General features: G+C 62.0%; 17 protein-coding genes. 2 read left to right on the top strand and 15 right to left on the bottom strand.

Annotation, left to right across the window (positions count from 1 at the left end):
- Positions 1-2 precede the first annotated feature (2 nt).
- The 15 genes from MF4836_RS35370 to MF4836_RS10155 all read right to left on the bottom strand — a co-directional run bounded on the left by MF4836_RS35370 (position 3) and on the right by MF4836_RS10155 (position 18320).
- Positions 3-974 carry a hypothetical protein gene (locus MF4836_RS35370; protein ID WP_161955740.1) on the bottom strand — a complete coding sequence of 324 codons (972 nt, stop codon included), beginning with the start codon at positions 972-974 and terminating at the stop codon, positions 3-5.
- Between the two features lie 22 nt (positions 975-996).
- Positions 997-4674: a tubulin-like doman-containing protein gene (locus tag MF4836_RS10220; protein WP_161955739.1), complete on the bottom strand. Its 3678-nt coding sequence runs from the start codon at positions 4672-4674 to the stop codon at positions 997-999.
- A gap of 113 nt (positions 4675-4787) precedes the next feature.
- Positions 4788-5204 carry a hypothetical protein gene (locus tag MF4836_RS10215; RefSeq protein WP_078470245.1) on the bottom strand — a complete coding sequence of 139 codons (417 nt, stop codon included), beginning with the start codon at positions 5202-5204 and terminating at the stop codon, positions 4788-4790.
- A gap of 32 nt (positions 5205-5236) precedes the next feature.
- The gene (locus tag MF4836_RS10210; RefSeq protein WP_078470244.1) at positions 5237-6712 is read right to left on the bottom strand and encodes a hypothetical protein; all 1476 of its coding nucleotides are present in this window, start codon (positions 6710-6712) and stop codon (positions 5237-5239) included.
- Positions 6700-8157, bottom strand: a complete 1458-nt coding sequence (locus tag MF4836_RS10205; protein WP_078470243.1) for a hypothetical protein — start codon at positions 8155-8157, stop codon at positions 6700-6702. The genes MF4836_RS10210 and MF4836_RS10205 overlap by 13 nt, the downstream gene beginning before the upstream one ends.
- 215 nt (positions 8158-8372) lie before the next feature.
- A complete protein-coding gene (locus MF4836_RS10200) occupies positions 8373-10334 on the bottom strand; it encodes a DUF7844 domain-containing protein (protein ID WP_078470242.1) in 1962 nt (653 codons plus the stop codon).
- Complete coding sequence (locus MF4836_RS10195) at positions 10331-10651, bottom strand: DUF2388 domain-containing protein (RefSeq protein WP_020296239.1); 321 nt, start codon at positions 10649-10651, stop codon at positions 10331-10333. Before MF4836_RS10195 ends, MF4836_RS10200 begins: the two co-directional genes overlap by 4 nt.
- 28 nt (positions 10652-10679) lie before the next feature.
- A complete protein-coding gene (locus MF4836_RS10190; RefSeq protein ID WP_443217309.1) occupies positions 10680-10982 on the bottom strand; it encodes a DUF2388 domain-containing protein in 303 nt (100 codons plus the stop codon).
- 113 nt (positions 10983-11095) lie between these two features.
- Complete coding sequence (locus MF4836_RS10185) at positions 11096-11413, bottom strand: DUF2388 domain-containing protein (RefSeq protein WP_078470240.1); 318 nt, start codon at positions 11411-11413, stop codon at positions 11096-11098.
- A 453-nt stretch (positions 11414-11866) separates the two neighbouring features.
- Positions 11867-12082 carry a DUF1127 domain-containing protein gene (locus tag MF4836_RS10180; protein WP_078470239.1) on the bottom strand — a complete coding sequence of 72 codons (216 nt, stop codon included), beginning with the start codon at positions 12080-12082 and terminating at the stop codon, positions 11867-11869.
- A gap of 319 nt (positions 12083-12401) precedes the next feature.
- Complete coding sequence (locus MF4836_RS10175; RefSeq protein ID WP_078470238.1) at positions 12402-13895, bottom strand: acetyl-CoA hydrolase/transferase family protein; 1494 nt, start codon at positions 13893-13895, stop codon at positions 12402-12404.
- A 180-nt stretch (positions 13896-14075) separates the two neighbouring features.
- Positions 14076-15512: an NAD(P)(+) transhydrogenase (Re/Si-specific) subunit beta gene (locus MF4836_RS10170; protein WP_078470237.1), complete on the bottom strand. Its 1437-nt coding sequence runs from the start codon at positions 15510-15512 to the stop codon at positions 14076-14078.
- A complete protein-coding gene (locus MF4836_RS10165) occupies positions 15512-15832 on the bottom strand; it encodes an NAD(P) transhydrogenase subunit alpha (RefSeq protein ID WP_003187417.1) in 321 nt (106 codons plus the stop codon). Before MF4836_RS10165 ends, MF4836_RS10170 begins: the two co-directional genes overlap by 1 nt.
- Before the next feature lie 15 nt (positions 15833-15847).
- A complete protein-coding gene (locus MF4836_RS10160; RefSeq protein ID WP_078470236.1) occupies positions 15848-16969 on the bottom strand; it encodes a Re/Si-specific NAD(P)(+) transhydrogenase subunit alpha in 1122 nt (373 codons plus the stop codon).
- 451 nt (positions 16970-17420) lie between these two features.
- On the bottom strand, positions 17421-18320 hold the full coding sequence (locus MF4836_RS10155) for a LysR family transcriptional regulator (RefSeq protein WP_078470235.1): 900 nt from the start codon (positions 18318-18320) through the stop codon (positions 17421-17423).
- 158 nt (positions 18321-18478) lie between these two features.
- Between MF4836_RS10155 and MF4836_RS10150 the strand changes: the two genes are divergently transcribed.
- Together MF4836_RS10150 and MF4836_RS10145 are read left to right on the top strand one after the other, a co-directional pair.
- Positions 18479-19660 (top strand): acyl-CoA dehydrogenase, encoded by a 1182-nt coding sequence (locus MF4836_RS10150; protein ID WP_078470234.1) that lies wholly within the window; start codon positions 18479-18481, stop codon positions 19658-19660.
- A 13-nt stretch (positions 19661-19673) separates the two neighbouring features.
- On the top strand, positions 19674-20894 hold the full coding sequence (locus MF4836_RS10145) for a CaiB/BaiF CoA transferase family protein (protein ID WP_078470233.1): 1221 nt from the start codon (positions 19674-19676) through the stop codon (positions 20892-20894).
- Positions 20895-21117: the final 223 nt, after the last annotated feature.

Genomic DNA, 21117 nt, shown 5'->3' with positions numbered 1-21117 from the left:
CATCATTCGATGGTGGTCCGGTTCAGGGCCTGGGATTGCTGGCGGGTGGCCTGGTTGATGATGTTCTGCGCCTCGCGGTTGCCCGGGTCCATGTTGAGCACCAACCGGGCGACGGTGATCGCGCTCTGGTAGTCGCGGCGGATCAAGGCCTTGCGTGCCTCGTTCAGCGAGCGGCCGACCATGCTGGCGGCGCCGTTGTTCTGCTCGATGCGCGTGGTGGAACGCGGAGGCGTGCTGGGCTGCGTTGCGGGTGCCGGGATCGACTGGACCTGCGCCGCGGCCTTGGCTTCCTGCTCGCGCCGGGCCTGCTCTTCGGCGCGCTTGCGCTGGTCGGCAGCGTCTTGCTGAGCCTTGCGGTCCTGCTCCTTCTGCCGTGCCTGGTCCGCCAGGTCCTTGTCGCGCTGAACCTGCTTCAAGCCGTCTTTGGCCCGATTCAACAGGCTCAGGGCCGCCGGGTCCTTGCTGTTTTTCTGCAGGACCTGTTCGGCTTTATCCAGCGCGCAGTTGTAGTCGCTCTGGCGCAGGCATTGCTGACCAGCGAGCAGCACTTGCTCCAGGTCGCGCTGACTGTTGCGCGAGCCGAGCTGGTTCATGCCATAGAACGCCAGCAGTGCCAGGACCAGCGCACCGATCACGATTTTTTTCAGCAGGCCCTTGGGTTTATCCGCAGGCGGTGCCACGGGTGGGGTCGGCGCGGCTGCCGGAGCGGCCGGCGCGGGTGCCACGGGCTGCGGCGCGGCTGGCGCAGGGGCAGCCGGCAGCTCGAACTTCAGCGCGGCGGCCTTGGGTTCGACCACCGGCGGCGGGCTGGCGGGCTCCTTGGCGGCCACGGCCACGGGGGCCTTGGCCGAGATCGGCGGTTGCACGGCGACGCCACAGTACGGGCAGTGTTTCACCGGCCCGCAGAGTGTCCGGCCACAGGCGCTGTTGGCGCAGGTAGCGGGAAACTCGGCGGCTTTGACTGACGCTGACATAGGGTTCTCGTCTTCGCTTGGTTCAGAGCGGTGGCGGCATGGCTGGGCCGCCCAGTGGCGGTGGACTGCCTGCCGCCGGGGCGAACAGGTGGGCCAGCTCCTGGATCTGCCCGGCACTGAGCCAGGCGGCCATGCCTTCACGCCACAGCATGCTGTCGCGGGTCACTTGCCCGGTCTGCACGTACTGCTGCAACTGCGCCGAGGTGTAGGGGCCGTAATTGGTCCCGGCGACGTTCAGGTGATAGCTGTACTGCACCGCCGCCACCGGTGGTGGTAGCGCGCCGCCGGCAATCGGCGGTGGCGCGGCAAAGCCTGGGGCCGCAGGCGCTTGGCCGGCAAACGGCGCCGCCACCGGCTTGAGCAGGTTCTCCAGCCAGCCCTCGGCGAAAAACTCCTTGGCGACGCTGAGTTTTTCTTCGTGGTCGGCATGCACCTCATCTGCGTAGACGTCGGCCCGGGAGCCGATCACGCGCTGGCTGAAGCGCCCCAGGTAGCTTTCGGCCAACTTCACCAGCTCCTGGTCGCGGTCACCGGCCTGGCGCTTGAGGCGGGCCAGGTACTCTTTTTTCAGCAGCTCGGCAATCTTGTACGGGAAGGCCTGGAACGGTTCCGAAGCGCCTTGCTCGTCGATGCGTTTCTGCGCTTTGTAGGCGCTGCGGCTCATGTCATCGAACAGCGCGATCAGCGCCGCGATCTGGACCTCGTTGAGGCTCAGGGTGCGGTCACGCACCTGGGCTTCGATGTCACTGCGGTGCACCGGCTTCAGGCCGCTTTGACGAATGGAGAATTCGTCGCCGATGGTGAAGTCTTCCTTGTCGATAAAGAACTCGTACAGGCCGTTGTCCAGGCGCTTGAGCACGCCAAGGGCAATCGCGTGCAGGTAGAGTTTGAAGTCCTCGGCGAACTGGCGGTACTGCTCCTGGGTGAACTGGATCGGCTGCACGAACTGGCTGATGCGCTTGTGCACATGCAGCGGGATCGCCGCGCTTTCCTTGCGGTAGCTGGCCAGGTAGGTCGACAGCGGGGTCAGCGCCGGCAGCGGGAAGCCGCTCAATTCGGTGAAGCAGATCAGTTTGCCGGGGATCCCCGACTCCACGAACTGGATATCGCTGGCGTTGATAGCCGTACCCTGTGGCAGGCATTGGCCGAGGGTCGCGCCGTATACGCGCTTGAACTCGGCATGGTCATGCACGCCGATCAGGCAGGTGTAGAGCTTCTGGCCGATATCGAAACCGCCAGTGAGGTTCAGCGGCACCCACGGCATGGCCCGTTGCAGCAACTGGCGGAATTTCTCGCGCTGCTCTTCCGGGTTCAGGGCCGCCAGGGCGCTCATCAGCGGATCGATGCGCTGCGCGTTCTTCGGCAGTTGCTGCACGGATTTATTGCGCAGCTTGAGCAGCAGCTCTTCCTGGCCCTCTTCGGTCTGCAACTTGCCGAACAGCACTTTCGAACCGCCGAAATCCTTGAACGCGTCCTTGGCCCACTCGCGCACATCCGCGCCATTGGCGGCCGGCTCTTCGTTGCCTTGCACTGGCGCCAGGGGAATCAGGGTGGCGTGTTTTTCCTTGATGCTGGCGTCGATCTTGGTGATGTCGGTGTCGATGCGCTTGAGCAGGCTGTCGACCGCGTTGCGGCCATCCTGCAGGCGGCCGACAAAGCCGTTCCAGATCGCGCGACCGTTCTGGTCCACCGATTCCTTGCGGCCCAGCCACTCGGAGATCTCGCGCAGCAGTTGTGCGGCTTCACGGGCGGCGACATGGCGCACGTAGAACAGCAGGCTTTCGCGCAGGGTGTCCTTGACCTGGACCAGCACCGTGTCGGCTTGTTTGTCCTTGCCGCTCAGGCGCGCCAGCAGGCCTGAACCGGTGGTTTCCTTGAGGCGTTCGAACTCGCGGGCCAGCTCCGAGGACTCGAGTTTTTCCGACAGTTCCTTGAAGCGCGCGGCGTTCTTTTCCAGGGCCGGGATGATCCCGGTGCCTTCGTTTTCCAGGCGGTCCTTGAGCATTTCCACCAGCGCCAGGGTGTAATCCAGGCCGCCGCGCTCGTCATCGTCCAGGCGTCGGAACAGCTTCTCGGGCAAGGCGTCTTCACGCACCAGTTCGGCGATGCGCTTCTTGCGGTTTTCCTTGATCCGCACTTCGTGGTTGCGCTCGGCGCTGTCCACCGAACTGCCCTTGGTGTCGCGCTCCAGCTGTTGCTGGATTTCCCGCACGTGGGTCAGCCACTGGTCCTTGTCTGCCCCGCCGTTTTGCAGGCGTTCGAACAGGCTCTCGGTTTTCTGCTCGATCTGCGCGGTGATGCTGTTGTCGCCCTCGACCTGCAACAGGTCGTCGGCGATCTGGTAGTGGGTGAACTCGCCCGTGGCCAGGGTCAACTCGACGCGGGACAGGAAGTCCGGCAGCTCGGTGAAGGTCCGTGGGGTGACGTTCAGTTGCTCGCGCAGGAACTCGTCGCGTTCCTTGTCGGTCGGGCGATTGTCGTTGACCGCGTTATTGGCGTTGGCCGCCCCGAAGAACGCCTTGAGCATCTGCTGCACCTGGCGATTGAGGCGAACGTGCTGGCGCGCGTCGACCTGGGTGTCGAGCACCGCCTGGCCCAGGGACGAGTACGAGCGCGGAAAGTGCAGCTTGGTGTCGCTGCCGTAGTCCTGGGGCAGGCTCACGCTGTAGGAGCGGATCTTGTGCTGGTTCTGGTTGACCGCGATCGAGCGCTTCTTGTTGGCGAAATCCTGGGAGGTGAAGTCGGTGAACAGCGCATCCGAGAGCATCTCGTAGATGTCTTCCTGGTCGCTGGTCTTGGCCTGGGCGACGTTGCTGTTATCGATGATGTACACGTCGTCGTAGGGACGGTTGTCGATAAACAGGTTGTCGGTGGCGTCCCAGTGCTTGAGCAGCGGGTTGCCGCGCATGCAGGTCTCCAGCTCCATCAGCGCCGCATAGCCGTTGGCCTGGACGCGCTCGGCGTTGTAGGAGCCGAAGCCGCCCGGCAGCACCAGGAACAGGTCGACCTTACCGGCGATGTTGTTTTCCTTGAGGATGGCCTTGGCCAGGAACCCCATGTCCAGGAACGAACCCGAACCGGTGCCGCCGGCCGCAGAGCCGGTGATCACCACGCGGATCTTGCCCGGATCGATTTCCAGGCCGAGCTTTTTCAACTTGTCGGCCTGGGCGCCGATGTTGCTCAGCAGGCGCCCGACCTTGCTGCGCAGCTTGTCGCGGATGCTCGGGTACTTGTCGAAGAAGTACAGCCGAGACAGGGCGCGGATTTGCCCGGCGCCCTTGGACGGATCGATGCCCAGGCTCTTGATCTTTTCCGGGGTCAGGGGGAACCACTCGGCCACTTCGCGATGGCGGTTGAGCTCATCGATGGAGTGCGTGTACTTGCTCAGGTTGAGCGGCTCGATGATCTTTTCTTCGGAGGTGAAGGCCACCTGCTCGGCCAGCACGTCGGTCTTGATCGACTTGCCGTCCTGGGTCACTTCACCCGAATCGAGGTCGAAGTTGACGAACTGCACTAGGGGGAAGTCGGAAATCTGCTGCACCTGGTTGTTGCCACCCCAAATGGCATTGAGGATGCGCCGGCGCAGGCGGATGTTGACCTTCATGCCGGTGCCGCCGAGGGCGATGAACAAGGTTGGGTGGATCTTTTCACTGACCTGCGGGGCTGCTGCCTGGCCGGAAGGTTGTGCACTCTCGTTCATCAGAAACTCCATGAGCCCGGGTGGGCTGGCCAAGTGAACTTGGCAATTGATCCGCTATTGGGGTGAGACGGGCCGGGTGCGCAGCGCACCCCCGGCCATCAGGCAGCGATGACTCAGCGCTTGGCCGAGAAGGTCATCAGCCAGGCAACCAGGGAGATGGCTGCAACGCCGCCCAGCGGCGCCAGGTACAGCGGAGCCAGGAACTGGCCGGAGTTGATCACCGCCAGCACCGCCATGGTCGCAACCATCAGCAGGCCGAGGAACAGGAACCAGCCGGAAGCATTGGCGCGGCTCGGTGCCACACGCTCACGTACGCGCCAGTTGGCGTAGGCGTTCTTGATCACGAAGAAGATGATCGCCAGGACCACCAGCACCGCCACCCCGATCAGGGCGTCGCGGCTGTCGACTTTTTTCGGACCCAGGTCCAGACCGATCGGCGATGGCACGCTCAAGGTGCTGCTGGTGGTGCTGGCCGGTGCTGCCGGTGCTTCGCTTTCAATCGGGGCTGGCAGTGTGCTGGTCTGGGCCATGTTCAACTTCCTTGGGGATTCTTGAGTGAGGGTTACTTGAGACGCACAGCAGTGTCGGGAGCCTTGTCCAGGAGCTTGACCCCGAACAGGCCGCGCTTGATGGTCGCGACCTTGTTCTGCTGGGCGTCGTAGACGTTGGCACTGCTAAAGGGTTTGAGCGGATAGTGCTGGGCCACGCCCTCCACCATCACGGTCACGGCTTTCTTGCCGGCGATCATGCTTTTGCCCACCAGGGCCGCGATCAACAGCAGCAGGAACAGCCCGAACAGCAACAGCACCGGCCCCAGCGGGTAGCTGATGCGCAGCACGATCGGCAGAACGGTCGAAGAAGTGCTGGCTTCGCTGGACGGGATAAACACGTCCGGCAGCGCATCGCCAGGGAACAGTTCGTTCATCTTCGCGATGAAGTCCTGGGAGATACGCAGTTGCTGCTCGCTCAGGCGCACCTCGATGGTCCCGGCGCGCTGGTAACCGCTGGAGAGGATCACCTCGCTCGACCATTGGGACGGCAGGGGCGGCAGTTGCAGGCTGATCGCGGCTTCGCTGGAGCGCGCACCGGGTTCCAGGTCCGTCAGGCGGTCGAGGGAGATGCTCGATTGCAGGGCTTCGCCCGGCATGTCCAGGTTCATCTCGATCTTCGCGTCGTGGATCTGGTACGGGTTGAACTGGTTTTCGAACTTGCCCAGCAGCACCGCGGTTTTGGGCGAGCTGTCGACGTTGATATTGAGGATCAGGGTCTGCTGGTCCGGGGCCAGTTCGGCACTGACGTCCGGGGTGTCCTGCACGCCGGTGGGGATAAAGCGTACCGCCGACTGGGTCAGGGGCTTGAGCCGTACCCGGTTGTCCTTGAGCAGGGTCGCCAGGGCCGGCTGGGCCAGGACCTGCTCCAGGGCCTTGCCGGCGTTATCGCCGTAGGCCAGCGCATAAATCATCAGGCCGTTGGCTTGGTAGTTGGGGCCTGCCACCGGCATTTTCTGCGGGAATGCGGCGATCCGGGTGATGCTGGCCTCGTTGTGCAGCAGGTCATAGAACTCGCGGTTCTTGAGCGAGGTTTCGCTGCTGTTGTTGGGGCTGTTCTTGTTGTTGGTGAGGATCCAGACAATCCCTTCCCGGCCCTCGAGCCCGGTCTTGATGGCCGCCAGCAACGCTTCCTTGAAGTCGGTGTCGGCGTAGGCGCCGCCGGCCTTGCGCACCAGGTTCAGCTGATTGACGCTGGCGGCGAGCTTGTCGTGGGTGCCGGGACCGCGATAAGTCCACTCCGGCGACGGGTGCTGGGCATCGGCCTGGTTGAAACCGCCAATCACCACTTCCGAATTGCCCGCCGCCGCGGCGGCCAGCTTGATTACCAGCGGTTTGAACGACGACGCCGGGTCCAGATAGAAGGGCTCCATCCAGCCGGAGTTCTGCACCAGGAACACCTGGCGCATCGGCTCGGCGACAGCGCCCGCGCTGCCCAGGGCCAGAATCAGTAACAAGCCACGGCGTAGCATCAGGGTCAGGCGTTCCATCGGTAAAGCGCTCCGGAAGAATCGATATACAGCCACAGCGCGTTATCGAAAAAGAACCACTGGGCATTCCACGGGCGGCTGACGTGGGCCTTGAGCCCGAAACCGCGGCCACCGACCTGCTCGAGGCGGTACTGCGCATCCACCGGCTGTTCGCTTTTGAAGAAATCGTCGAGGGTGCTGTTCTGCTCCACGCGCATCGAGAGCAGGAGCTTGTCGCTGCTGAACTCGATAAACGGGTACACCACCTCACGGGTGGTCGGGGTGATGCTTTCGTCGTGGGTGTCCCAGGGACGTTCCAGGCGAATGTTGTACTTGAAGCTCAGGTGCCCGGTGCCCAGGCGATAGCCCTTGATCGGCTTGGGCTGGTCGGTAGCCCCCGGGTCCAGTTGCAGATAGCTCTGGCCCTCGGCGGTAAAGATCAGTTGCCACAGGCCGTAGCCGTCCTGGAAGGGCGGCCCCTGCTCGGGCATGGCGGTGGCGCCGTTGGGCCACGGGTGCCACTGCGCTTGCAGGGCCTGGCCCTGGCGCATGCTCAGGTAACCATGCTCGCCAATCCACAGCAGGCGGCGGGACGTGTGGTCACGAATCGGCGCCGACAGGCGGGTCATCTGCGCGGCGTCGGCACCTTCTACCGGGTAGCGCTCCCAGCCGTTGGCGCTGGGGCTGACCAGGCAGACGCTGCCGTCTTCCAGCACCAGGGGCAGGAACGACTGCTCCTCAAGGTCGCCGGAGCCGGCCAGCGCTCGGCCATCGCGGCGTTGGCAGCGGTATTTGAGGTTCAGCGGATCGACCTTGACCAGCACCGCGCCTTCATCGCCGGCCAACAGCAGGTGCTGGCCATGTTCGGCGGGGCACAGGCTGACCGAGTTGGCCCAGTTCTCCAGGCGGTTGCGGCCGATCGGATGGCCTTCGGGGCGCAGTTCCAGCCACTTCTCGGAACCGCGCTGCCAGAGAAACAGGCTGCCTTCACGGCCCAGGGCGAACAGCGCCTCACGGTGGCCGCCGAGGTTGGCAGCGAAGAAGCTCAGGCCATTCTTGCGCGGCAGCTCAATGATCTGCTTGCTGTCATTGAGATCGCGCTCGGCGGAGTTCTGCAGGCGTTCGAAGAGTTGTTTGACGGTCTGTTGCGCGCCGTCCAGGTGGCAGGCGTCATTGACTACCCGCGATCCGCTGCCATCGCCATAGGGCGGCAGCCAGCGATTTTGCGCCTGGTAGCCGATGGCTGTGAGGGCGGCGCCGCTGTTCGGGCAGAACGCGAAAGATGATGGCAGATAGGTATCGGATTCAGTGAGCCGCGCACCGACCAGATAGTCGAGATCGACCAGGGTCGCTGCCGGTTTTACCCCGCCGACGCTGGAGAGCGAACAACCACCTTCTGCTGTTTGTTGCCATTGCTGGTCGCCAAGCTGCCACTGGTACCCGCCGCGATTACCGACTATCTCCATATAATCCTGCTGATACCTGCGTAAAAGTCCGCGCCCGATCTCTCCGGCAAGCACTTCTGATAAGGGGGGTTATTGTCGTACGAGGCGCTCGATCACCGTGAAAAACGCGGCGCAGAGCCTGGCATGGCACCATTTTTTCGATCGCGGAATAGTGGCATATTGATGGGTGTTGTCAACTATTCCATGGCGTCAAAAGTCCTGCTTATACCAAAGGATCAAGGCAGCTCCAGCCCCCCTGCTGCCTTGTGCAATGCCCTTAAATGTTCCCCCACCTGCTTCAGGTTGGCTTCGTTGGCGGCAATTTCGGCAGCCCGCGCAGGTTCGAGCAAGGCGCGGACTTCTTTATCCAGGTCGCCGGTCAGGGCTTGCAGGTGTTTCTGGCGCAGGCTGCTCTCCGCTTCCAGGCGCTGCCATTCACTGGGCTGCGGCAGGCCGTAGCCACTGCTGCCCAGCAGCTCCGCCGGGCGGCTGAGGAAGCCACTGTTGGCGAGGATTTCCTGCAGGGTCTTGTTGGCGTTGTCCATGCCGCCGTTTTTCAGTTCGCGGGCGCCCAGGTAGCGTTGCTTGACCTCATCCTGGGCCAGCAGCAATTGCCGGCGAAAGCTGGCCTGTTCCAGCAGCAGCAAGGCGGCGCTGGTGCGCAGGTCGGCCTGGGCGAACCATTGGCGACGTTCCTCGGCACTGAGTGACAGCCAGTCTTCGACGCTGGTCTGTTTGATCGGCAGGTGCTTCTTGATGACCTCGAACATGGCCTGGTAGCGATCGCGGAACGAGTCGAAGCGATAGCCCAGGCGCAGGGCTTCACGGGGGTCATCGAGCACGCTGGTGTCGGCCAGCCCCCTGCCTTTGAGCACCTCCAGCAGGCCATTGGGCACGATGCTGTCGAGGCCGATCAGTTGCGGATTGTTGCTGCCGCTGCGCAGCAGCTTGAGGCTCTCCACCGCGCAGTTATTGGACAGAAAGTAATAGTTGCCGTCGTAGCTCCAGTGCATTTCCGCGGCGTGTTCCACCACCTGCTCGATCTCGGTGCGCGACAGGTTCAGCGGCACCGAGGCCAGGCTGCGCAGCTCGGTCTTGGTGTATTCGTCGATGACCTGGGCCAGGGGCAGGACAAACAGCCGTGACGGGTATTTACCCACCAGGCCATCCCAGCTCGACAGCTGCACGTCTCCGACAAAGGCCCGATACGACAGCACCAGGTGCTGATCCAGGTCCAGCCGGCAATCGGGTCCGCGCGGGCGGCCCGGGGCACAGATCACCAGGCGCAGCATGCTGTGGCCCCAGCGGCTGACCCAGTTCTGGTTGGCTTCGGCCAGCAAGTAGTCGACCGCATACACGCGCTCGGGGTCGACCTGGCCCAGGGGCTGCTTGGCAAAGTCGTTGCCGGCATTGAGGAAGGCGAACGACTTGGCGCAGCTGTCCTTGGCCGGCGGTGCCCAGCCGAAGTGTTCCTGGTAATAGCGGTACAGCCCGGGGCGACGGCAGGCGTAGCTCGGATCGAGGAGGAAGTACTCCATGTTCACCGCGACGAACTCTTTGGGGTTGGTCGTCTCGTAGATGTCCGGGCTGCGTGCCACTTGCCGGTTGTGTTCCTCGCGGGCTCCACGGCGGCCGACGTATTGCGGCCAGCCGGCGAGGTCCAGCAGGCGCGGGTCATCGCTCAGGGTGAAGCGGCGCTCGGTCTGGCCGCGGCACTCATCCCGCAGGCCGACCAGGCCGCTGTTGGCGTTCTGTCTGGCGCAGCGCTGGATCAGCGGGCGCTCTGCGGCGGACCACAAGCGCGAGCGGTCATAAATGTGGGTCAGCTCGTGGAGCACGGTGGCGAGCATTTCCCGGCGCACGGTGCCGTGTGGGCGATAGGTCTTCTGGGTCGCGGCCGAGCCGTCGGTGAGGCTGGCGAGCAGGTTGCGATTGAGGTCCAGCTCGGACACCAGCGACGCCTGGCCATAGGCGTTTTCGGGCATCTTGTCGGTCCAGCCGACATCGATGCGCCGATCCAGTTGCTGGATGAAACGCGGCGGCAGGGCCTGCATCGCTTCATCCAGCAGCGCCTGGCTGGCCTGCTGTTGCGCCGGGGTCAAGCCGTCGGTCTTGAGGCGCAGCTGCAGGTCGGCCTGGGCCGTGCCGCACAGTAGCGACAGGGCCCCGGCCAGCAGCCAGGCGACTGATGGCCTCACAGTGCGAGGATAGCTTCGGCGAGTACCTGGTCACTGGCGTCGCGAGCTTGCGGCACGCGGGTGCGCAAGGTGTCGAAGGCGGCTTCCAGTTGGGCGCCACGGATTTCGCCGTTGCTGGCGACGAAGCTGGCGGCATCGTCGTGGGCTTCGCGCACGACTTTCGAGTCGCGGATGGAGGTGGTGGTGTCCGAGGTGAAATCGATCGTGCGGCCAAAGGCGCGGACGATGATGTTACTGGTGGCCACCAGGGTGTGTGCCTGGGCCACATCGGCCAACAACAACAGGCCTAGGGTGGCGGCAATCAGCGGGCTGCGCATGGAACGACTCCGGAATAACAGGGGATGATTATTGGACGAGAATTGCTTGCGCCAGTTCAAGGTCGCTTGCATGAAGTTTTGGCTGGCTGCGCCGCAGGTATTCCAGGGCCGACTCCAACTGTGCGCCTCGCATGACGCCATCGCTGGCAACGAAGGCCGCGGCGTCATCCTGGGCCGCGAGTATCAGTTTTCTGTCGAAGGGGGCACTGGTCACCTTGCTGGTGGCGTAACCGGTGACGACCAGGCCTTCGGTGGTCAGGTCAAAAGCCTGAGCCGAGCCCACTCCACAGACCATGGATAACAGCAACACACTAAGCGGTATTCGGAACAAAACCAGACTCTCGACAGCTGAAAAAAAACAGCGCCAAGGCTAGCGCAATGCCCGGGTGAGGGCCAGCGCCGGGGATTCCGGGTGCGCGAGGCAGAGCCGGAATCGGTCTGTGATCAGATCGCCAGAATGGCCTGGGCCAACTGTGCGTCGCTGACGTCCAACTGCGGAGCCTGTTGGCGGATATGCTCGAACGCGCTTTCCAGTTTCACGCCGCGAATGGCGCCATCGGTGGCGACGAAGCTGGCGGCGTCGTCCCGGGCCGCGCGCACGATCTTGTTGTCGCGCAGCGACGAGGTGGCATCGGACGTGGCGTCGGTGGTGGCCTTGAGTGCGCCGACAATTGCATCAGTGGTCACGATAAGGCTGCTGGCGTGCGCGTTGGCAGCCACGGCCAGCAAGGCAGCAGCGCTGAGCAGGCGAAGACGGATCATGGATGAAACTCCTGTAAATAGCAGATAAGGGGGCGCTGAGTGGGCACCGGACAGCCTGGTGGAGGTGTTCAGATAAATCAGACGAGCCTTCAGGATTGCTCGCCACATAATCCAGGGATATTAGGCCTGCGCCAAGGCTTCGAACAGCCTGCCCCGCACCCTTCAAGCCAATGGGTGGCGGGAGTGTAGGGGCCTTGCGTGGGCTCAATCCCGGGGGTTGCAGCGCGCTGGTGCTCGGCACAGAGCTACCGATACAGATAACCAAACCTTAAAACTGTATTGGTTCAATATATGTAATATTAAAACTGTACCTATCTGACGCAAATCGCTTTTGCACACTGGAACTGAGGCCCTGAAACGACAAAACCCGTCGCGGTTGCCCGCGACGGGTTTTGTTTTCTTAATCTGGGGTGCTGGCGGTGGACCCGGTGGGTCAGGGCCAGCGACGCTAACTTAGCGCCAGAACGGCTTGCTCAGCTCTTCGTAGCGTTGTGCTTCGCTGATACCGGCGTCAGCCAGCAAACGCGAATCCAGACGAGCCAGTTGATGGCGGCTGGAGATGCGGCGCTGCCACAGCATCAGGTTGGCGATAATGCGCAGAGGCATGGAAGCCTGGGATTTTGCAGCTTTCTCTTCGAAGAACAGTTCGGAACTGATTGTACGTTCCATGGTTGACATCCTTCCGCTTGTGGCGGGATCAGGTAGTGGTTTAACTGATGCCAATGATCCTCCTCTGACGCAAGACTCTGTAGATACAGTTCACCTGTATTGTGAGGGACCAGTTAACTGTTTATAGGGGCTGTACTGCTCGGAAATGAGGCAACTGTACCTATGCGCACTTATTTAGTGCGTTTTGTAAGGTTTTATGAGATTGGAGGGGGTTTTAGGTGGGAAAATCACCGGTACAGTAGTACAGTTTTTACCGGTTCTATTCAGGCGGCTGACCAGCTGACGAAACTGTGTTTGCGTCAGCGGCCAACTGTTGCATTTACTTCACCAGCATCTGCCCGTGCTCTTCCAGGTTGATGTGCCAGCTCAGGGCATCACGCAGGATGTGCGGGGTGTGTCCGCCCAGTGCGCAGGCGGCGGTGTAGTAGTCATTCAGGGCGGCGCGGTAGGACGGGTGCACGCAGTTGTCGATGATCACCCGGGCGCGTTCCCGCGGTGCCAGGCCGCGCAGGTCGGCCAGGCCGATCTCGGTGACCAGGATGTCGACGTCATGTTCGGTGTGGTCGACGTGGCTGACCATCGGTACCACGCTGGAAATCGCCCCGCCCTTGGCAATCGACTTGGTGACGAAGACCGACAGGTGCGCGTTGCGGGCGAAGTCGCCGGAGCCGCCGATGCCGTTCATCATCCGCGTGCCGCAGACGTGGGTGGAGTTGACGTTGCCGTAGATGTCGAACTCCAGTGCGGTGTTGACCGCGATGATGCCCAGGCGCCGCACCACTTCCGGGTGGTTGGAGATCTCCTGCGGGCGCAGCACCAGTTTGTCCTTGTAGCGCTCCAGGTTGCCGAACACGTCGGCATTGCGCCGGCTCGACAGGGTGATCGAGCTGCCCGAGGCGAAGCTCAGCTTGCCGGCATCGATCAGGTCGAAGGTCGAATCCTGCAGCACTTCGGAGTACATGGTCAGGTCTTCGAACGGCGAGTCGATCAGGCCGCACATCACCGCGTTGGCGATGTTGCCGATGCCCGCCTGCAGCGGACCGAGCTTGTTGGTCATGCGCCCGGCGTCCACTTCCTGCTTGAGGAAGTTGATCAGGTGGTAGGCGATGCCCTGGGTCTCGCTGTCCGGCGCCAGCACCGTAGAAGCCGAGTCAGGCTGGTTGGTGATGACGATGGCGGCGATTTTTTCCGGTGGAATCGGAATCGCGGTGCTGCCGATGCGGTCGTCGACCTTGGTCAGTGGGATCGGCGTGCGGGTCGGCCGGTAGGTCGGGATATAGATGTCGTGCAGGCCTTCCAGGTTCGGGTTGTGCGCCAGGTTGATCTCGACGATCACCTGCTTGGCGAAAATCGCGAAGCTGGCGGAGTTGCCCACCGAGGTGGTCGGCACGATATGGCCTTGTTCGGTGATCGCCACGGCCTCGATCACGGCGATGTCCGGCAGCTTGAGCTGCTGGTTGCGCAGTTGTTCCACGGTCTCCGACAGATGCTGGTCGATAAACATGACTTCGCCGGCGTTGATCGCCTTGCGCAGGGTGCTGTCGACCTGGAACGGCATGCGCCGCGCCAGCACGCCAGCTTCGGTGAGCTGCTTGTCGAGGTCGTTGCCCAGGCTGGCGCCGGTCATCAGGGTAATTTTCAGCGGGGTCACTTTGGCACGCTCGGCCAGCGCGTGGGGCACGGCCTTGGCTTCGCCGGCGCGGGTAAAGCCGCTCATGCCGACGGTCATGCCGTCCTGAATCAGAGCGGCAGCGTCGGCGGCGCTCATCACCTTATCCAACAACGAAGGCAAGCGGATACGATCACGGTACATGGATTGTTATCTCGGGCAACGGAAGCAAGATGCGCAGTCTAGTGATTTCGAACAAATTCGGCGCGCTACCATGGTCGAATGCAGCGCCGCGATTTAGAGCCTTTTGTCGGGATTGTGCAGCCAATAAAAAACCCCAGCCTACTAAAGGCTGAGGTTTGGGGTATTGCCTTGGCGCAGGTTTTACTCGACAGCCTTGACCATGTCTTCGATGACTTTCTTCGCGTCGCCGAAGACCATCATGGTTTTGTCGAGGTAAAACAGCTCGTTGTCCAGGCCGGCATAACCGCTGGCCATGGAGCGCTTGTTGACGATGATGGTCTTGGCCTTGAACGCTTCCAGAATCGGCATGCCGGCAATCGGCGATTTCGGATCGTTCTTGGCGGCCGGGTTGACCACGTCGTTGGCCCCCAGTACCAGCACCACGTCAGCCTGGCCGAACTCGGAGTTGATGTCCTCCATCTCGAACACCTGGTCATACGGCACTTCGGCCTCGGCCAGCAGTACGTTCATATGACCGGGCATGCGCCCCGCCACCGGGTGGATCGCGTACTTCACGGTCACGCCGCGGTGGGTCAGCTTCTCGGTCAGCTCCTTCAGCGCATGCTGCGCCCGGGCCACTGCCAGGCCATAGCCGGGAACGATAATCACGGTGTCGGCGTTGGTCAGGAGGAAGGTCGCATCATCAGCCGAACCCGATTTCACCGGACGCGCTTCTTTCGAACCGGCAGGTCCGGCGGCATCCGCGGTGTTGCCGAAGCCACCGAGCAGCACATTAAAGAAGGAACGGTTCATCGCCTTGCACATGATGTACGAGAGGATCGCGCCGCTGGAGCCCACCAGGGAGCCGGCGATGATCAGCATCGAGTTGTTCAGCGAGAAGCCGATACCCGCCGCTGCCCAGCCGGAGTAGCTGTTGAGCATCGACACCACCACCGGCATGTCGGCGCCGCCGATGGGGATGATGATCAGCACGCCCAGCACAAACGCCAGGGCCAGCATCAGCGCGAAGGCGCTGAGGTTGCCGGTGAGCATGAACGCCAGGCCCAGGCCCAGGGTCGCAAGGCCCAATACCAGGTTGATCTTGTGCTGGCCGCCGAACTGTACCGGTGCGCCCTGGAACAGGCGGAACTTGTACTTGCCCGACAGCTTGCCGAAGGCGATCACCGAACCGGAGAAGGTGATGGCGCCGATGGCCGCGCCAAGGAACAGCTCCAGGCGGTTACCGGCAGGGATCGCGTCCCCCAGCTGTTTGACGATGCCCAGGGACTGCGGCTCGACCACGGCGGCGATAGCGATGAACACCGCAGCCAGGCCGATCATGCTGTGCATGAAAGCCACCAGCTCCGGCATCTTGGTCATCTCGACGCGCTTGGCCATGATCGAGCCGGCGCTGCCGCCGATCAACAGGCCGACAATCACATAACCGATACCGGCGGTGGCCAGCTCAGCGCCCAGCTTATAGATGAGGCCCACGGTGGTGAGCACCGCCAGCGCCATGCCGAGCATGCCGAACAGGTTGCCGCGCCGCGAAGTGGTCGGGTGCGACAGGCCCTTGAGGGCCTGGATAAAGCAGATCGACGCGATCAGGTAGAGCGTCGTTACCAGGTTCATGCTCATTACTTGGGCGCCTCTTCTTTTACTTTCGGGGCTTTCTTCTTGAACATCTCAAGCATGCGGCGCGTCACCAGGAAGCCGCCGAACACATTGACCGCCGCCAGGGCCACGGCCAGGGTGCCCATGGTCTTGCCCAGGGGGGTCACGGTCAGTGCCGCAGCCAGCATGGCGCCGACGATCACGATCGCTGAAATCGCGTTGGTCACCGCCATCAAGGGGGTGTGCAGTGCAGGTGTGACGTTCCAGACCACGTGGTAACCGACATAAATCGCCAGCACGAAGATGATCAGGTTGTAGATACCGGGGGAGATAAGCTCTTCCATCGTCTGAATCCCTGCTTAGGCGTTTTTACGGATGACTTGCCCGTCGCGGCACATCAGGCACGCGGCGACGATGTCGTCTTCAAGGTTGACTTCGAACTGCCCTTCTTTGGTGAAGACAAGCTTCAGGAAGTCCAGCAGGTTGCGCGCATACAGCGCCGAGGCGTCGGCGGCGACAGCGCCGGCCAGGTTGGTCGGGCCGCAGATGGTCACGCCATGCTCGACCACCACCTGGTCGGCCACGGTCAGCGGGCAGTTGCCGCCCTGGGCTGCGGCGAGGTCGATGACCACCGAACCTGGTTTCATCTGTGCGACGGTTTCGGCGCTCAGTAGGGTCGGAGCCTTGCGGCCCGGAATCAGCGCGGTGGTGATGACGATATCGGCCTGCTTGGCGCGTTCGTGCACCGCCAGGGCCTGGCGCTGCATCCAACTGCTCGGCATGGGGCGGGCGTAACCGCCGACACCGACCGCGCATTCACGCTCTTCATCGGTCTCGTAGGGCACGTCGACGAACTTGGCGCCCAGGGATTCGATCTGTTCCTTCACCGCCGGACGCACGTCCGAAGCCTCGATCACCGCACCCAGGCGCTTGGCCGTGGCAATGGCCTGCAGGCCGGCAACGCCGGCGCCGAGAATCAGCACACGGGCGGCTTTCACCGTACCGGCGGCGGTCATCAGCATGGGCATGAAGCGTGGGTAATGATGGGCTGCCAGCAGCACCGCCTTGTAACCGGCGATGTTGGCCTGGGACGACAGCACATCCAGGCTCTGGGCTCGAGAGGTGCGGGGCGCGGCTTCCAGGGCGAAAGCGGTAATGCCGTGCTCGGCCAGTTTGGCAATGGTTTCATTGCTGAACGGGTTGAGCATGCCCACCAGCACGGTGCCGCTCTTGATCAGGGTCAGCTCGCTGTCGCTAGGGGCCACGACCTTGAGAATCAGCTCTGCACCAAAGGCGTCATTGGCGCTGCCAATGCTTGCGCCTGCCGCTTCATAGGCGCTGTCGACAACGCTGGCATTAATGCCGGCGCCGCTTTGCACAGTGACCTTGTGACCCTGGCCGATCAGCTTCTTGATGGTTTCCGGGGTTGCAGCAACCCGTGTTTCACCCGTTTGGGTTTCGAGAGGAACACCAATGTGCACGTCAAATCTCCTGCTTGATCTTATTGCTTTCGATCTTTCTTAGAAGGCCAGCGCACTGCGGAAGGTGCGACTGGGGCGGCCGATCAGCACGATCCCACCGAAATCACGGCGGGGCGCGGCATTTTGCAGGCGAACTTTGCACCCTTCAAGGGATTCTGATGCGTGACGGAAAATTAACTACAAGTCACCCCGTGACCGAATGTCGCAATGGTACGGCTAGATCCCTTACAGGCCGTGCCTTTCAAGGATTTATCCGGGGAAACGATATTTTTTCTATCGGTGGTGTGAATGCTCGGTTATCGCTGTTAATTAAACCCTACAAGCCACGTGGTTAGCCGCTTGTAGGACGATTGTTCAGCTTGTCGGTACAGTCTGTCTAAATGCGACAAATAGTTATATCTGTAGTGCTTTAAATAAGTTGACTACGTGGTCAGCTAATGGCGCTATCCCTTTATTCTTCGAGGCTGTAGCTGTGTGCCTGGTGGATCAGCCAGTCGCGAAAAGCCCGTAAAGACGCTGATTCGACCTTGCGCTCGGGAATCATCAGGTAATAAGCCTTGATGCTCGAGAGGCGCTGAGGGTTGGCAATCACCAGGCGTTTCTCGGCGAGTTCACGCTGAATAAGGAAAGGCGGAATCAGGGCGATGCCCATGTCATGCATGGCGGCCTGGGCGAGCATGGAGAATAGCTCGTAACGCGGGCCCGTCATGTCGCGAGGGATATTCATGTGCTGGGCGTTGAACCATTGCCGCCATGCATAAGGCCGCGTGGTTTGCTGCAGCAGGGGCAGATCGGCGATCTGGGCGGCGCTTAACTGCCCCTGGGTGCCGAGCATGGCCGGGCTGCACACCGGAAGCGGGCTCTCGCCCATCAGACGGTGGGACTGGGTGCCGGACCAGTCGGCGTCGCCAAAGTAGATGGCGCCGTCGAAGTCGGTGTCGGCGAACAGAAAGGGGCGCGTGCGGTTGGTCAGGTTGACCGTAACTTCCGGGTGCTGCTGCTGGAAGTCCTTGAGCCGTGGCAGCAGCCACTGGGTGCCGAAGGTGGGTACCACGGCCAGTTCGATCACATTGGCGCCCTGCTGGCCCATGACCGACAGCGTATCGCGTTCAACTGCATCCAATTGAGTCGCCACCCGGCGGCTGTAGGAAAGCCCGGCCTCGGTCAGCTTGACCCCGCGCCGTGAGCGCCGGAACAACTCGACACTGAGGAACTCTTCCAGGCTGGCGATCTGCCTACAAATTGCGCCCTGGGTCAGCGACAGCTCCTGGGCGGCCTTGGTGAAGCTTTCATGGCGGGCGGCTGCCTCGAAGCTGACCAGGGCGACGGTGCTGGGGATCTTTCTGCGCATGTACAGCTACCTCACTCAGTGCAACCTGCTGATGCCGTTTATGGCGATTACGGAGTGAGAAATTAGCACAACAGTATGCGGAATCCTCGTTTGCCGTTCACGGCAACCCGGCCTAGGATCAGCCCACGATAGTTGACCTACTTCACGAGGACTCACTCATGGGCGGCAAAGCAAGCTTCAACTGGATCGATCCCCTTCTGCTGGATCAACAGCTCACTGAAGAAGAGCGCATGGTGTGCGACAGTGCCGAGCAGTTCGCTCAGGGCAAGCTGGCGCCGCGTGTGCTTGAAGCTTTCCGCCATGAAAAGACCGACCCGGCGATTTTCCGCGAAATGGGCGAGATCGGCCTGCTGGGTGCGACCATCCCTGAGCAGTACGGTGGCAGCGGCCTGAACTATGTGTGCTACGGCCTGATCGCCCGTGAAGTCGAGCGCGTGGATTCGGGCTATCGCTCGATGATGAGTGTGCAGTCCTCGCTGGTGATGGTGCCGATCAACGAATTCGGCACCGAGGCGCAAAAACAGAAATACCTGCCAAAACTGGCTTCCGGCGAGTGGATCGGCTGCTTTGGCCTGACCGAGCCGAACCATGGCTCCGACCCGGGTGCGATGATCACTCGCGCGCGCAAGGTCGACGGCGGCTACAGCCTGACCGGCAGCAAGATGTGGATCACCAACAGCCCGATTGCCGATGTGTTTGTGGTCTGGGCCAAAGATGATGCCGGCGACATTCGTGGCTTCGTTCTGGAAAAAGGCTGGAAAGGCCTGAGCGCTCCGGCGATTCACGGCAAGGTCGGGTTGCGTGCATCCATCACCGGCGAAATCGTCATGGACAACGTATTTGTGCCGGAAGAGAACATCTTCCCGGATGTGCGTGGCCTGAAAGGTCCGTTCACCTGCCTCAACTCGGCGCGCTACGGCATCTCCTGGGGCGCCCTGGGGGCAGCGGAGTTCTGCTGGCACACCGCTCGCCAGTACACCCTGGATCGCCATCAGTTCGGTCGCCCATTGGCTGCCACCCAGCTGATCCAGAAAAAACTCGCTGACATGCAGACCGAAATCACCCTGGCCCTGCAAGGTTGCCTGCGTCTGGGGCGGATGAAGGATGAAGGCACGGCTGCGGTGGAGATCACCTCGATCATGAAGCGCAATTCCTGCGGCAAGTCCCTGGACATCGCCCGTATGGCGCGTGACATGCTCGGCGGCAACGGCATTTCGGATGAGTTCGGTGTCGCCCGGCATCTGGTCAACCTTGAGGTGGTGAATACCTATGAAGGGACCCATGACGTGCATGCGCTGATTCTGGGTCGTGCGCAGACCGGTCTCCAGGCGTTCTATTAATAGGAGAACGACCATGGGCGCGTTATCGCATCTGCGGGTACTGGACTTATCGCGTGTGTTGGCCGGGCCCTGGGCCGGGCAGATACTCGCCGACCTTGGCGCCGAAGTGATCAAGGTCGAGCGCCCGGGCAATGGTGACGATACCCGCGCCTGGGGGCCGCCCTTCCTCAAGGACGCCTACGGCGAGAACACCAGCGAGGCCGCCTACTACCTGTCGGCCAATCGCAACAAGCAATCGGTGACCATCGACTTCACCCAGCCTGAAGGTCAGCGTCTGGTGCGTGAGCTGGCGGCCAAGTCCGACATCCTGATCGAAAACTTCAAGGTCGGTGGTCTGGCGGCTTATGGTTTGGACTATGAATCGCTGAAGGCGCTGAACCCGCAGTTGATCTATTGCTCGATCACCGGCTTCGGTCAGACCGGGCCTTATGCCAAGCGCGCGGGCTACGACTTCATGATTCAGGGGTTGGGTGGTCTGATGAGCCTGACCGGCCGCCCCGAGGGGGATGAAGGTGCCGGGCCGGTCAAGGTCGGCGTGGCCCTGACCGATATCCTTACCGGGTTGTACTCGACGGTGGCGATCCTGGCGGCGTTGGCCCATAGGGATCATGACGGTGGTGGGCAGCATATCGATATGGCGTTGCTCGATGTGCAGGTGGCCTGTCTGGCCAACCAGGCGATGAACTATCTGACTACGGGGGTTGCCCCCAAGCGTCTGGGCAATGCTCATCCGAATATCGTGCCTTATCAGGATTTCCCTACGGCGGATGGCGACTTCATCCTTACCGTGGGCAATGACGGGCAGTTCCGCAAGTTTGCCGAAGTGGCTGGGCAGCCGCAGTGGGCGGACGACCCGCGGTTTGCCACCAATAAGCTGCGGGTGGCCAATCGTGCGCTGCTGATTCCTCTGATCCGCCAGGCAACGGTTTTCAAGACCACTGCCGAGTGGGTGGTGCAGTTGGAGCAGGCTGGGGTGCCTTGCGGGCCTATCAATGATCTGGCCCAGGTGTTTGCTGATCCCCAGGTGCAGGCTCGCGGTTTGGCGATCGAGCTGCCTCACGCGCTGGCCGGCATGGTGCCGCAGGTGGCGAGCCCTATCCGGCTCTCTGAAACCCCGGTTGAGTACCGCAATGCCCCTCCTCTATTGGGTGAGCACACGCAGCAGGTGTTACAGCGTGTGCTGGGGCTTGAGGCCGAAGCTGTCAGTACGTTGCGGCAGGCTGGGGTGCTGTAAGTTTCTTCTTCTATATAGAGGGGCGCTTGCGCCCTCCTATATAGAAGGGAAAAACACCCTGTTTTGGGTGTTTTTGAGCTTATTCATAGAAAGTGCAAATTAGGGGTTGACGGCAGATTCTGGAAGTCTATAATTCGCCCCACTTCCGGCGCAGTCGAAACGGAAAACTCCTTGGTAAACAAAGAGTTACGCGGTTTTCGACAGCGAGCTGCTTCAGATCATC

The organism is Pseudomonas sp. MF4836 (assembly GCF_002018875.1).
Lineage (GTDB): Bacteria > Pseudomonadota > Gammaproteobacteria > Pseudomonadales > Pseudomonadaceae > Aquipseudomonas.
This window is presented reverse-complemented; position numbering and strand designations above follow the sequence as displayed.

Excerpts from the sequence above, each read along its gene's own strand:
- MF4836_RS35370 (WP_161955740.1), bottom strand. The coding sequence starts at position 974 with ATGTCAGCGTCAGTCAAAGCCGCCGAGTTTCCCGCTACCTGCGCCAAC.
- MF4836_RS10220 (WP_161955739.1), bottom strand. The coding sequence starts at position 4,674 with ATGAACGAGAGTGCACAACCTTCCGGCCAGGCAGCAGCCCCGCAGGTC.
- MF4836_RS10215 (WP_078470245.1), bottom strand. The coding sequence starts at position 5,204 with ATGGCCCAGACCAGCACACTGCCAGCCCCGATTGAAAGCGAAGCACCG.
- MF4836_RS10210 (WP_078470244.1), bottom strand. The coding sequence starts at position 6,712 with ATGGAACGCCTGACCCTGATGCTACGCCGTGGCTTGTTACTGATTCTG.
- MF4836_RS10205 (WP_078470243.1), bottom strand. The coding sequence starts at position 8,157 with ATGGAGATAGTCGGTAATCGCGGCGGGTACCAGTGGCAGCTTGGCGAC.
- MF4836_RS10195 (WP_020296239.1), bottom strand. The coding sequence starts at position 10,651 with ATGCGCAGCCCGCTGATTGCCGCCACCCTAGGCCTGTTGTTGTTGGCC.
- MF4836_RS10185 (WP_078470240.1), bottom strand. The coding sequence starts at position 11,413 with ATGATCCGTCTTCGCCTGCTCAGCGCTGCTGCCTTGCTGGCCGTGGCT.
- MF4836_RS10180 (WP_078470239.1), bottom strand. The coding sequence starts at position 12,082 with ATGGAACGTACAATCAGTTCCGAACTGTTCTTCGAAGAGAAAGCTGCA.
- MF4836_RS10175 (WP_078470238.1), bottom strand. The coding sequence starts at position 13,895 with ATGTACCGTGATCGTATCCGCTTGCCTTCGTTGTTGGATAAGGTGATG.
- MF4836_RS10170 (WP_078470237.1), bottom strand. The coding sequence starts at position 15,512 with ATGAGCATGAACCTGGTAACGACGCTCTACCTGATCGCGTCGATCTGC.
- MF4836_RS10165 (WP_003187417.1), bottom strand. The coding sequence starts at position 15,832 with ATGGAAGAGCTTATCTCCCCCGGTATCTACAACCTGATCATCTTCGTG.
- MF4836_RS10155 (WP_078470235.1), bottom strand. The coding sequence starts at position 18,320 with ATGCGCAGAAAGATCCCCAGCACCGTCGCCCTGGTCAGCTTCGAGGCA.
- MF4836_RS10150 (WP_078470234.1), top strand. The coding sequence starts at position 18,479 with ATGGGCGGCAAAGCAAGCTTCAACTGGATCGATCCCCTTCTGCTGGAT.
- MF4836_RS10145 (WP_078470233.1), top strand. The coding sequence starts at position 19,674 with ATGGGCGCGTTATCGCATCTGCGGGTACTGGACTTATCGCGTGTGTTG.